Source organism: Flavobacterium jejuense, from assembly GCF_006491595.2.
In the GTDB taxonomy this organism is placed as follows: domain Bacteria; phylum Bacteroidota; class Bacteroidia; order Flavobacteriales; family Flavobacteriaceae; genus Flavobacterium; species Flavobacterium jejuense.
In genome coordinates, this window is sequence record NZ_VEVQ02000008.1 from 154,391 (window position 1) to 166,755 (window position 12,365).

12 protein-coding genes are annotated in these 12,365 nt (G+C 29.6%); 8 read left to right on the top strand and 4 right to left on the bottom strand.

The genetic code is table 11. The annotated features are described in order from the left end of the window. Positions 1-44: 44 nt before the first annotated feature. Positions 45-548 carry a heavy-metal-associated domain-containing protein gene (locus tag FIA58_RS13330; RefSeq protein WP_140962975.1) on the bottom strand — a complete coding sequence of 168 codons (504 nt, stop codon included), beginning with the start codon at positions 546-548 and terminating at the stop codon, positions 45-47. A 109-nt stretch (positions 549-657) separates the two neighbouring features. Here FIA58_RS13330 and FIA58_RS13335 point away from each other — a divergent pair, with 109 nt between their 5' ends. After that, positions 658-1,527, top strand: a complete 870-nt coding sequence (locus FIA58_RS13335) for a DMT family transporter (protein WP_140962976.1) — start codon at positions 658-660, stop codon at positions 1,525-1,527. A 48-nt stretch (positions 1,528-1,575) separates the two neighbouring features. Here the strand turns inward: FIA58_RS13335 and FIA58_RS13340 are convergent, their stop codons facing one another. Together FIA58_RS13340 and FIA58_RS13345 are read right to left on the bottom strand one after the other, a co-directional pair. Beyond that, positions 1,576-3,627 carry an insulinase family protein gene (locus tag FIA58_RS13340; protein ID WP_140962977.1) on the bottom strand — a complete coding sequence of 684 codons (2,052 nt, stop codon included), beginning with the start codon at positions 3,625-3,627 and terminating at the stop codon, positions 1,576-1,578. An 8-nt stretch (positions 3,628-3,635) separates the two neighbouring features. Beyond that, positions 3,636-4,961 (bottom strand): M16 family metallopeptidase, encoded by a 1,326-nt coding sequence (locus FIA58_RS13345; protein WP_140962978.1) that lies wholly within the window; start codon positions 4,959-4,961, stop codon positions 3,636-3,638. A 187-nt stretch (positions 4,962-5,148) separates the two neighbouring features. Here FIA58_RS13345 and rplU point away from each other — a divergent pair, with 187 nt between their 5' ends. Next, complete coding sequence (gene rplU, locus FIA58_RS13350; protein WP_140962979.1) at positions 5,149-5,829, top strand: 50S ribosomal protein L21; 681 nt, start codon at positions 5,149-5,151, stop codon at positions 5,827-5,829. Between the two features lie 32 nt (positions 5,830-5,861). Then, a complete protein-coding gene (gene rpmA, locus FIA58_RS13355) occupies positions 5,862-6,122 on the top strand; it encodes a 50S ribosomal protein L27 (protein ID WP_140962980.1) in 261 nt (86 codons plus the stop codon). Between the two features lie 74 nt (positions 6,123-6,196). Here rpmA and FIA58_RS21340 read toward each other — a convergent pair whose 3' ends face one another. After that, the gene (locus FIA58_RS21340) at positions 6,197-6,733 is read right to left on the bottom strand and encodes a hypothetical protein (RefSeq protein ID WP_208022809.1); all 537 of its coding nucleotides are present in this window, start codon (positions 6,731-6,733) and stop codon (positions 6,197-6,199) included. 49 nt (positions 6,734-6,782) lie between these two features. Between FIA58_RS21340 and FIA58_RS13365 the strand changes: the two genes are divergently transcribed. From FIA58_RS13365 to FIA58_RS13385, 5 genes are all read left to right on the top strand, one after another. Continuing rightward, the gene (locus tag FIA58_RS13365) at positions 6,783-7,574 is read left to right on the top strand and encodes a DNA/RNA non-specific endonuclease (protein WP_140962981.1); all 792 of its coding nucleotides are present in this window, start codon (positions 6,783-6,785) and stop codon (positions 7,572-7,574) included. Positions 7,575-7,668: 94 nt separating this feature from the next. Continuing rightward, positions 7,669-7,824: a hypothetical protein gene (locus FIA58_RS13370; RefSeq protein WP_165928918.1), complete on the top strand. Its 156-nt coding sequence runs from the start codon at positions 7,669-7,671 to the stop codon at positions 7,822-7,824. A gap of 114 nt (positions 7,825-7,938) precedes the next feature. Continuing rightward, positions 7,939-9,468 (top strand): vitamin K epoxide reductase family protein, encoded by a 1,530-nt coding sequence (locus FIA58_RS13375; RefSeq protein ID WP_165928922.1) that lies wholly within the window; start codon positions 7,939-7,941, stop codon positions 9,466-9,468. Between the two features lie 72 nt (positions 9,469-9,540). Continuing rightward, a complete protein-coding gene (locus FIA58_RS13380) occupies positions 9,541-9,762 on the top strand; it encodes a hypothetical protein (RefSeq protein ID WP_140962983.1) in 222 nt (73 codons plus the stop codon). A gap of 388 nt (positions 9,763-10,150) precedes the next feature. Next, the gene (locus FIA58_RS13385; protein ID WP_140962984.1) at positions 10,151-12,352 is read left to right on the top strand and encodes a peptidase domain-containing ABC transporter; all 2,202 of its coding nucleotides are present in this window, start codon (positions 10,151-10,153) and stop codon (positions 12,350-12,352) included. Positions 12,353-12,365 lie beyond the last annotated feature (13 nt).

Below are 12,365 nucleotides of genomic sequence, written 5' to 3' on the forward strand. Positions count from 1 at the left end.
CGAATGAAATCGCTCTTTTTTATTTCTGTTTTTTTTATGAAGAACTATAAAGTTCCAGACTCTTTTTTCTCACCGCAAGAAGATTTTCCTGCACAACAAGATTTTTTTTCAACATTTTCTTTAGAAGAAACTTTTTCTTTTCCTTTAGATTTTTTCTTTTTCTTCTTGTCTTTTCCGTTATAGTAAGCTTTATCAGTTGAAGATTTTACATCAGATACTTTGTAAAGTTCACCTCCACCAACTTTTTCAACTGTTTCTGCTAAAGTTTCAGGAGTTTGTTTTTCATTATCAAAAGTAACTGTTGCTTTTTTGTTTTCGAAATCTACTTTTGCTTCGCTAACTCCATTTAGACTGGCTAATTTATTTTCTATTAGTTTAGCACACCCTTCTGGGCAAGTCATTCCATCTATTGTAAAAGAAGCAGTTGCAAGATTTTCTGGAGCAACAGTTGTTGTGTTGTTTTCAACTGTATTTGCATTTTCGTTCTTACAGCTTACAAATAAAATGGCAGTGAATGCAGATAATGCGATTAGTTTAAATTCTTTCATATTAATTATTTTTATAAAAATAAGTATCTGTTAATTAATACAAATTTATATAAAAAAAGAATGGTTAAGTTAAAATAAAGTGTGAATTTTGGGATGCTAAATTTTTTTTATGGAAAATAACAATACAAAATGGTATTTATTAGCTTTTTTAGGCTGTGTATGGGGAAGTTCTTTTATATTGATGCAATTGGGTTTAAAAGGAGTAAACTCTGTTCAAATGGGGAGTTTAAGGATATTGTTTGCAGGTTTGTTTTTAATAGTAGTTGGGTTTAAAGAAATTCCTAAAATTCCATTGCATAAATGGAAGTACATAGCGATTACTTCTTTATTTGGAACCTTTTTACCAGTTTATTTATTCGCTTTGGCTTTATCTAAAATAGATGGCTCGGTTAGTTCTATTTTAAATTCACTAACTCCTTTGAATACTTTGGTGGTTGGTCTTTTGTTTTTTGGAACAATGGTTCAAAAAAGACAGGTTTTTGGAGTAATAATTGGATTTTTAGGATGTTTAATATTGGTTTTATTTGGTGAAGGGAGTAATACAACAGAAAATTATTATTATGCTTTATTAATATTGTTAGCTTCCTTGTTTTATGGAATAAATGTGAACTTGATTAAAAAGTATTTATCAGATTTAAAACCTTTGACTATAAGTACTGGAAATTTTATTATAATGTTTATTCCAGCATTTATAGTTTTGTATTTTTCAGGTTTTTTTGAAATTGCTTCACAAGATAAAGTAGTTACATCATTAACTTATATTGCTATTTTAGGAGTAGTTGGAACGGGTTTGTCAAATATTTTATTCTTTAAGTTAATTCAATTGTCTTCTCCCGTTTTTGCAGCTTCTGTGACCTATATTATTCCAGTAGTAGCTATTTTTTTAGGATACTTTTTTATGAATGAAAGTTTAAATTTATTTCAAGTTATAGGAGCTAGTATTGTTTTGCTAGGTGTTTATTTTTCGAGTCGAAAATAAAAAAAGCTCTCAAGAAATTGAGAGCTTTTATTTTACTGTTGTATTTGATTATTCAAAATCTTTATCTGTAACCCCTTCATTGATTTTTACATCAGAAGTGGTTAATTCAACTTCAATTCCCATATTTGCAATTGTTTTGTAAGGGAATTTAATTCCTTTAATCTCTTTATAATCTTGGAAATAAGTGGTTTGGCTTACTTTTTGTCCCGCTTGTTCAGCTTCTGAAGTTTGTGCTACTCTATAGCCAGTTTTGGTATCATAAAAATAAGTAGTATTTCCATTTTTTATACCATAAGCATCTTCTCCATTTATGTTTTCAATACCAGTTAGTACAGTTTCTTTATCATTCAATAAAGCTAATTCAGGGAATAACATTGCACTTTCTTTTGCTGAATCAAGTTGCGCTCCAGATAACTCTCTTTTTTGCCCTTGAATTACCATACTGCCTTTTCCGTTATTTAAGACAGTTTTCATGTATGGATTACCCATAGCTTTTACATCTGATGAAAATTTGTTTTCAGCATATTTATTAGTCATTTCCATATTCATTCCTTGAACAGTTGCAGTAGCGATAACTACAGCTGTCTTAACCTCTTTTAATGCTTTTTCACCACCTATTGCGTCAATGTATTTTTTTAATACTGATTGAGCTGTTATACCAGCAGGAATTTCTTTCTTAACAATTGGTTTTTCTGTTTTGTTTCCAAATTTGTCAAAATAGAAGATAGGTAATTTTTCTTTTTTACTCATTGCTTCTAAAGATGGTAATACTTCAGAAGCTTTACCAACAATTACTACTCTAGAATTGTCTGCTAAAAAGTATTTCTGAGCGGCATTTCTAATATCTTCAGCCGTTACTGCATTGATATTTTTGATGTAGTTTTCATAAAAATCATCAGGTAGACCTTGAGTTTCTTTGTTTAATGCATAACGAGCAACAGTTGCAGGTTTTTCAATTTGCATTACAAAGTTACCTACGTATTTTGCTTTTGCATTTTTTAATTCTTCAGCAGAAACTAAATCAGTTCTGATTTTTTTTAATTCGTTAAAAATTTCAACAACGGCACTATCTGTAACTGTGTTTCTTACAGCAGCTCCTGATCGAAATTTGTTGATATATTTTCCCGACCCAATGTTAGAATAAGATCCATAAGTCCAACCGTGTGCTTCACGTAAGTTTAAGAATAATCTTCCTTCTCCACCACCGCCAAGAATTTGGTTAGCCAAAATAGCAGCAAAATAATCTTTATCTGTCATTTTTAATTTAGAAAGATTCACCACGGCAATTTCAGATTGAACCGCATTTGGAGCATCTATAAAATTAATCTGACTGTATTGAACGTCTACAGGCTCAGAATAAGTTAATGAAGGAGCAGTAGCTTTTTTCCATTTACCGAACAATTTTTCAACTGCTTTTTTAGTGTCTTTATAGTCAACATCTCCAACGATAACTAAATAAGCGTTTCCTGGTACGAAATAAGTATTGTAATTTACTTTAACATCTTCTAAAGTGATGTTTTTAAGTGTTTCTTCTGTTGTAAACTCACCGTTGTAGTGATTTTTCCCATAAGTTAAGGCACCTTCAACTCTTCTTGCTATAGATGTAACACTTTTTTCGTCAGCTTTTAAACCTTCAATAGCTTTAGAAACCTCTTTATCAAATTCTTCTTGAACAAAAATTGGGTTTAAAGCACCATCAGCCATTAACTCTAATAATCTCTTAGAATATCTTGAAAGCCCATTTGCAGAAGCTCCTTCGCTCCAAAAGTTAATGTTTGCTCCTAAAAAATCGATTTCTTCATTGAAAGCGTCTTTTGAAGTAGTTGTGGTTCCATTACCAATCATAGCACTTAAAATGCTTGAAACACCTTTTTTGTTTCCCTCAGCATACGGAGTGTTGTCCATTGTTAAGGTATAAGAAACTCTAGGTAATTTGTGATTTTCAACGATTAATACTTTTAAACCATTTTTAAGTGTGAAACTTTCTGGTTTTTTGATATTAATAGATGGAGCTGGTCCTGGTTTAGGTTGTGGTCTGTCTTGTGCTTGCATTGTAATTGTTAGAAACAAACTTGCTGCAATATATAGTATTTTTTTCATCTTCAATTTTAGTTTTGAGTTTTGTCTTTAGCAGGAATATAATCTAAAATCATGCGTTGATTTGGATTTAAATATTTTTTAGCTACATCTCTAATTTCCTCTCTAGTAATCGAACGATAAATATCAATTTCTGTATTAATCAAATTAATATCGCCATACAATAAATAATAAGTAGCTAAATTGTCAGCGATACCTTCAACACTTGCATTGCTATTTACATATTGATTTTCAAATTTATTTTGTAATTTCTCGTAATCTTTTTCAGAAATTAAATCTGTTTGAACTTTTACAATTTCTTCGTCGATTTCTTTGATTAAATCATCAGATGTTTTGCCTTGCATTGGTATACCATAAATCAAGTACATACCATAATCTTCTTGACTGTTGTTAAAAGCTCCAACTTGCAAAGCCATTTTTTTATCGTCAACTAATTTTTTGTACAACTTAGAACTTTTTCCATCAGATAAATAAGAAGAAACCATGTCTAAAACTCTTGCTTCTCTTGTTTTCATTGAGGGTGTTCTGTAAGTAGCTAATACCATTGGTAATTGAACATTAGGATCTTCCCAAGTTGTTCTAAATTCTTTAGTGATTGGCTCTTCTGTGAAGGTTTTACGATCGATAGCTGGTCCTTTTTTAATAGCGCCAAAATATTGTTCTATCCATTTTTTTGCACTTTCTTTTTCAAATTGTCCAGCTACTACAAGAACAGCGTTGTTTGGAATATAGAATTTTTTATTAAAAGCTTGAAATTCTTCTAAGGTTGCTGCATCTAAATGTTCCATTTCTCCAATTGTTGTCCAACGGTATGGATGTACTTTAAACATATTTTGTTTTACAGCTTTAAAGATATTTCCATAAGGTTGATTGTCAACTCTTAGACGTTTTTCTTCTTTTACAACCTCATTTTGAGTGTCTACTCCAATTTGGTTAATTACTGGATGCATTAATCGTTCAGATTCCATCCATAAAGCTAATTCTAAGTTGTTTGAAGGAAAAACTTCATAATAGTAAGTTCTGTCATCTGTGGTGTTCGCATTGTTGTTTCCTCCATTTGCGGTTACTAATTTAAACCACTCACCACGTTCAATGTTTTTTGTTCCTTCAAATAATAAATGTTCGAAAAAGTGAGCAAAACCAGTTCTGTTAGGTTGTTCGTCTTTAGCTCCTACGTGATACATTACAGAAGTAATAACTACAGGAGCAGAATTATCTTGATGAAGCACAACGTGAAGTCCGTTTGCTAAATCATATTCATCAAATGTTACTTTTTGGGCATAAGTTGATCCACCTATAAGAAGCGCAGTACTCAAAGCCATTAAAGATTTTTTCATATGTTAATATTTGAGTTATTTTTTCTATATGTCGCGTGAAAGTTAATTATGTTACATTTTGATGTAAAAAAAATGTAATTTATGTTAGCTATAAGCCTTTAAAATAAAAAAATACTTGCGCTTGTTGTTTGAATAATAATTTGTTGTATATTTGCACACTTGAAAAATTAACTAAATTCATATTCGTATGTATGCAATCGTAGAGATAGCAGGGCAACAATTTAAAGTAAGCAAAGACCAAAAGGTTTATGTACACCGTCTAGGAGAAGAAGAAGGAAACAAAATTTCTTTCGATAAAGTTCTTTTATTAGATGATAATGGTACTGTAACTCTAGGCGCCCCAGCTATAGATGGAGCTTCTGTTGAAGCAAAAATCTTAAAACACCTTAAAGGTGATAAAGTAATCGTTTTCAAAAAGAAAAGAAGAAAAGGATTCAAAAAGAAAAATGGTCATAGACAATCATTGACACAAATTATCATTGAAGGAATCGTTGCTTCAGGAAGTACTCCTAAGAAAGTGGCTCCTAAAAAAGAAGCAGCTCCAAAAGCTGATAAAGTTGCTGATGCTCCTGTAGCTGAAAAAGCTGCTCCAAAAGCAAAAGCTTCTAAAAAAGGTGATGATTTGAAAAAAATTGAAGGAATTGGACCTAAAGCTGCTGAGGCTTTAGTTACTTCTGGAATTGATACATTTGCTAAATTAGCGAAAGCTAGTGCTGAATCTGTAAAAGAAATTTTAGATGCTTCAACTTCAAAATTATCTCATTTAGATCCAACAACTTGGGGACAACAAGCACAATTAGCTGCTGATGGGAAATGGGATGAATTACAAAAATTACAAGACGAATTAAACGGTGGTAAAGCGGTTTAATCATAATATTAACTAATAAAACTTAAAACGTCATGGCTCACAAGAAAGGTGTCGGTAGTTCTAAGAATGGTAGAGAATCAGAATCGAAACGTTTAGGCGTTAAGATTTATGGTGGTCAAGCTGCAATTGCTGGTAACATCATTGTTAGACAAAGAGGTTCTAAACACAATCCAGGTGAAAATGTTTACATGGGTAAAGATCATACTTTACATGCTAAAGTTGAAGGTGTTGTGAAATTTCAAAAGAAAAAAGATAACAAATCTTATGTTTCAATAATTCCTTTTGAAGCATAGTAATTTTATATCTCATCAAAAAGCCAGCTTTTAGCTGGCTTTTTTGTTTTATGAAATTTCTTTTCTATAAATGTTTAATTAAGTTTAGATAATTTTTTTTCGGCCTTTTCTAAATCGGCTTGTTGTTTGCGAAGTTTCTCTTCTTTTTTTAGTAATTTTTCTTTCCATTTTAATTCGTCATTCGGACTCAGTTTTCCTTTTATTTGACTTTTTTCAAACTTAGTCTTTTCTTTATCAATGTCTTTTCTTTGATCCGCTATTTTGTTTTTCATTTTTTTAACGTCTCTTTTTGCATCTTCTCTTTTGTCTTTTGCTTTTTCCGCTTTTTTTGCTTCTTTTTCTCTTTTTTTATCTGCTTTTTTTCTTTCTTTTTCTGCTTTTTCAAGCTTATTTTGTGCTTTTTCTCTTTCTTTCTCTGCTTTTTCGAGATCTTTTTTAGCTTTTTCTTCCGTTTTTAAGCGTTCTTTATCAGCTTTAATTTTTGCTTTTTCTAACTCTAATTGTTTTTCAGTTTTTATTTTTGTTGTAGAAATGCTATCTGTAATTTCTTGTCCAAATGAAAATTGTAAACTAAGAATTAAAATGAAGAATACTGTAACTTTAATTTTCATATATTTTATTTAATTTTATCTTTACAAAGATAGTTAAAAGCAAATAAAGATGTATAGTGTAAGGATTTCGTTTCTAATAATTTTGATATTTTGTTTGTCTTCTTGTCGTGACAATGGTGTTGGTCAAACTTTGCCAGAGATTATTAATGATGATGTACTAAATTCAGTGGGAGAATTTAACTATTTACCTTCTAATACTACAGGTGCTGTTTATAAGAAAAGAACTTATGCTTTGTCTTATTCAGAAGAATATGAACAGGCTGAATGGGTTGCCTATGTGTTAAAATCTTCTGATATAAAAGAGGTGGATTTTAAAAGGCCATATTTTGAAATTGATACTGATATTTTAACAGGAGCTGCTCATTGGAGAAATTATAAAAAATCGGGCTATAATAAAGGACATTTGTGTCCTGCAGGAGATAGAAGGTCTAATCTTAAAGATTATGAGGAAACATTTTTGACTTCAAATATTTCTCCACAAAAATATGATTTCAATGCTGGTATTTGGAATAGATTGGAACAGAAAGTTAGATATTGGGCCAAAAAGCAAGACAGTATTTATGTAGTTAGTGGTGGAGTTCTGACTGATGATTTAGAAACTATAGGTTTTGAAAATGTTGCTGTTCCTAAATATTTTTATAAAATTTTATTATCTAATGATCATAAGAAAATGATTGGTTTTTTAGTTCCTCATCAAAAATCGGATAAACCCCTGTATAGTTTTATTACTTCAGTTGATGAAATTGAAAAGATGACAGATATTGATTTTTTTCCTTCCCTAGATGATGATTTAGAAAACAGATTAGAATCTAATATAAATTATGATAATTGGGATTTTTAAATTTAACAATTTTGGTGGTTTTCTTGTAATATACTAAAAAAAATATTTTGTAGTATTGTTTAGAAGATTTTTAGAATAATTTAAATAAATAAACATGAAAAAATCAATTTTAAATTTAAATGGAGTAGTGTTATCAAGAAAAGAATTGGTAGCTATAAAAGGTGCTTTGAAAGATTGTATAGATCCTACAACGAATCAATGTAAGTACTACAGTTTGGCATGTGCAGCTCCTTGTAGAATAGAAATGTAAGTAAGTCTTTTTTGAAATTGGATAGATTTTATATTTAATTTTTAAGAATATGTAAAACTGTCTTTATTAGGCAGTTTTTTTGAAATTTATAATTCCTATAATACAACTATGTTTATGATTATTCCTGTACGAAAATTCCTAGAGATAAACAATTATAGAGACGAGAGTAACGATTTTGAGAATCTTTTTTTATCTCACCCTAATTATCCTAGTCTTTTTGCAGTAACGGATACCTTTGATTTGTTAGGAATTGAAAATGTTGCTGCGCAAGTTCCTAAAGAGCAATTTACTGAATTACCATCTTCTTATTTAGCAGTTGTAAATGATGAAGTAGTTTTGGTAAGAAACCATCAAAATAGTATTACTATTGAAAAAGAAAGTGAGACAAAAAAGTTGTCTATTGACGATTTTTTAATGCAATGGAATGGTGTTGTTGTGGCAATTGAAGCTAATGAGGTTACAGTAAAAAAGAAACTAACTTTGTTGAAAAACAAATACTTTCTATTCGCTTTTTTCTTGTTAGCTATTCTTTTATTACAGTTTCAAACTTTGGGTTGGATTTCTATTTTAAATTTGGGAATACTATCAATAGGATTTTTTATAGGTATTGTAATTATTGATGAAAAATTAAATAAAACAGAAGGAGTTGTTTCAAAAATATGTTCTTTTAGTGAAAACACTTCTTGTGATTCAGTAATTAAGTCAGAGAGTGCAAAGCTTACAAAATGGCTTGATTTTTCAGATTTGCCTATAGTCTTTTTTGGAACAGGAATATTAGCAATAGTTATTAACCCTAACTCATTTTCAATTATCAATTTTCTTAGTTTATTATCATTACCAGTTGTTGGCTATTCCATTTGGTTACAAAAAATAAAATTGGAGAAATGGTGTGTTTTATGTTTATCGATTTCGAGTTTGTTAGTATTACAATCAATCTTTTTTATTTTTTTTGTAGAAAATTTTAATTTCAATTTTTTAGCATTGGTACAAGCAGCAATGTTTGTATTGCCAATTTGGTTTTTTGTAAAACCTGTTTTGTTTGATAAAATAAAATTGGAGAAAGATAATTTAGAACTTTTAAAGTTTAAACGAAATTTCTCTATTTTCTCTTCTTTGCAAAAACCTGTCAAAGAACAAGAACAGCTAGAAAGTTTACAAAAAATAGAATTAGGAAATAAAGACACAAATGTAAGGTTAAATCTAATACTTAGTCCGAGCTGTGGTCATTGTCATACTGCTTTTAAAGATGGAATAGATTTGATAAGTAATTATCCTGAAAAACTCAAATTAGCTATCTTTTTTAATTTGAATCCAGAAAATGCAGATAACCCCTATTTGTCTGTAGCTAAAAATTTATTGCAGATTCATAAAGATTATCCAGAAAAAATAGAAGAAGCTTTATCAGATTGGCATATCGAAAAAATAAGCTTAGCTGAATGGACAGCTAAATGGGAACAAGAAAAAATAGATTTTCAAGTTCTAGAAACTATTAGGTCACAATATGAATGGTGTTTAGCTAATGAATTTAATTATACACCAGTAAAGTTAATAAATTCACATTTATTTCCTCAGGAATATGATTTGAAAGAATTAAAGTATTTTATTTCTGAATTAGAAGAAGTAAAGGAACCTGAAATGGTTTAAAATTTTCAGTCAAAAGCTGTATTTGACTTAAAATGCATGTAGTATTCAAAACAAATTAATAATACATAAATTATGAAAAAATCAATTTTAAATTTAGTAGGAGCTCAAGAATTATCTAAAAAGGAACAAAAAGGGGTTAATGGTGGAGTAATACCTGATTTGAGCAATTTGTGTGGTGCCTATACATTTAATTCTACCGAAAGACAATGTATGAGCTTAACTGGTTATAATCCTATTTGGATTCCTTCAACAAGAAAATGTTCAGTAATTGGATCAAATTGTTCTAATTTATAAATTTATTGTAAAGAGTTAAAAGTTAATGGTTTCATTGTGTATTTTAATAATAATAAAATCAATTTTAAATTCAGTAGGTACTTTAAATTCATCGGTGCATGAGTAAAATGCGTTACTTGTTATGGTGTTTGTGAAGAATATGGTTTGTAATTTACTGAAGCTAAATGAGGATACTTTCCATTGAAATGAAAATAATATTGATAGATTTTTTTTAAGTAATTGATTTTTAAGATATTAAATTCTACCTGTCTAAAGTGTTGTTTTAGACAGGTTTTTTATTGATAAACCATTATAAATAATGAAACTACTATTTTTAAAAAAACATTAATTGATATAAGTGTTTTGGCCGTTTCTTTTTATTATTTTTGAATAAAATCTAAATAAACTTTTGAAAAAATTTCCTCATTACATACAGACAGAGAGCAAAGATTGTGGTCCAACTTGTTTAAAAATTATTGCCAAATACAACGGCAAAGTCTTAAATACACAAATGCTTCGCGAACTTTCTGAAACCACTAGAGAAGGTAGTAATTTGCTTACTTTAAGTGATGCTGCTGAAAGTATTGGTTTCCGATCCTTAGGTATAAAGATTTCTTTAGATAAATTAGAAGAAGCACCGCTTCCTTGTATTTTGCATTGGAACAAAAATCATTATGTGGTTTTATATAAAATTAAAAAAGATAGATATTATATCTCTGATCCAGCTATTGGTCTAATTGAATATAACGAAAAAGAATTTTTAAAGTTCTGGATAGGAAATAATGCTGACGAAACTACAGAGGAAGGTATCGCCTTATTATTAGAGCCAACACCAAAGTTTTATGAATCTGAATTTGATGATGATAAGGATGAAGATGGAAAAACGAAGTTCGGATTTACTTTGCTGTCTAAATATATTTACCGATATAAGTCTTTTGTTGTCCAATTAGCTATAGGTTTGTTCGCAGGAAGTTTACTGCAATTGATTTTTCCTTTTTTAACCCAAAGTGTAGTTGATGTTGGTATCCAAAATCAAAATCTTCAATTCATTTATCTTGTTTTATTAGCCCAATTGTTTTTATTCTTTGGGAAAACAGCACTAGAGCTCATAAGAAGTTGGATTTTACTTCACTTATCTACGCGAATAAATATCGCTTTAATTTCAGATTTTTTTATCAAACTAATGAATCTTCCTATTTCTTATTTTGATGTAAAAATGACTGGAGATATCATGCAAAGAATAAATGACCATCACAGAATAGAAAGGATATTAACCACTTCCTCTTTAAATGTTTTGTTTTCGTTTATTAATATGATTATAATGGGCTGTGTTTTAGCTTATTATAATTTAAGTATATTCATGGTTTTCTTTGCAGGAAGTGTTTTGTATTTTCTATGGGTAATTTTATTTTTAAAACGAAGAGAAAAATTAGATTATAAACGTTTTGCAGAAGTTTCCCAGGAACAAAGTAAAGTGATAGAACTGATTAATGGAATGCAAGAAATTAAACTCCATAATGCAGAGAAACAAAAACGTTGGGGTTGGGAGTACATTCAAGCAAGGTTATTTCGTGTTTCATTAAAAAGTTTAGTATTGGAACAAACTCAAGGAATTGGATCTAATTTTATTAACGAACTTAAAAACATTATTATTATCTTTTTGTCTGCTAAATTAGTAATTGATGGTCAAATTACACTAGGTATGATGATGGCAATTACTAGTATTGTTGGTAATCTAAACGGTCCTATTGTTCAGCTGATTAATTTTATAAGAGAATTGCAAGATGCTAAAATTTCATTAGCTAGATTATCTGAAATTCATGAGATGAAAGATGAAGTGGAAGATGAAAGTGAAAAAACTAAAGATATTCCTGAAAATGATATTACCATAAAGGATTTGTCATTTCGTTATACTGGTTCAGATGTAAATGTTTTAGAACAATTGAATCTAACTATTCCAGCAAAAAAGGTTACAGCTATAGTTGGTACAAGTGGTAGCGGTAAGACAACATTAATGAAACTATTGTTGAAATTCTATGAACCTCAAGAAGGAGATGTGTTGATTAATAAAACATCATTAAAAAATATTTCACAAAAAGCCTGGAGAAATCATATAGGATCAGTAATGCAAGAAGGTTATATTTTTAGTGATACTATTGCAAATAATATTGCCGTTGGAGTAGATGTTATCGATAAAGAACGTCTGATTTACGCTGCTGATGTAGCTAATATTAAAGAGTTTATTGATGACTATCCTTTGCGATACAATACCAAGATAGGGTCAGAGGGTATTGGTATGAGTACGGGTCAAAAACAACGTATGCTAATTGCTAGAGCAGTTTATAAAAATCCAGAAATGTTGTTTTTTGATGAAGCTACAAGTGCTTTAGATGCAAATAACGAAAAAGAAATAATGGAAAAATTAAATGTCTTTTTCAAGGACAAAACGGTTTTAGTTATAGCACATCGATTAAGTACTGTAATGAATGCCGATAAAATTGTAGTTTTAGAGAAAGGTAAAATAATTGAGACAGGAACTCATGAAGAATTGGTGGCTTTAAAAGGGAGTTACTTTAAATTAGTGAAGAATCAATTGCAACTAGGGAATTAAAAAAAGACAATAG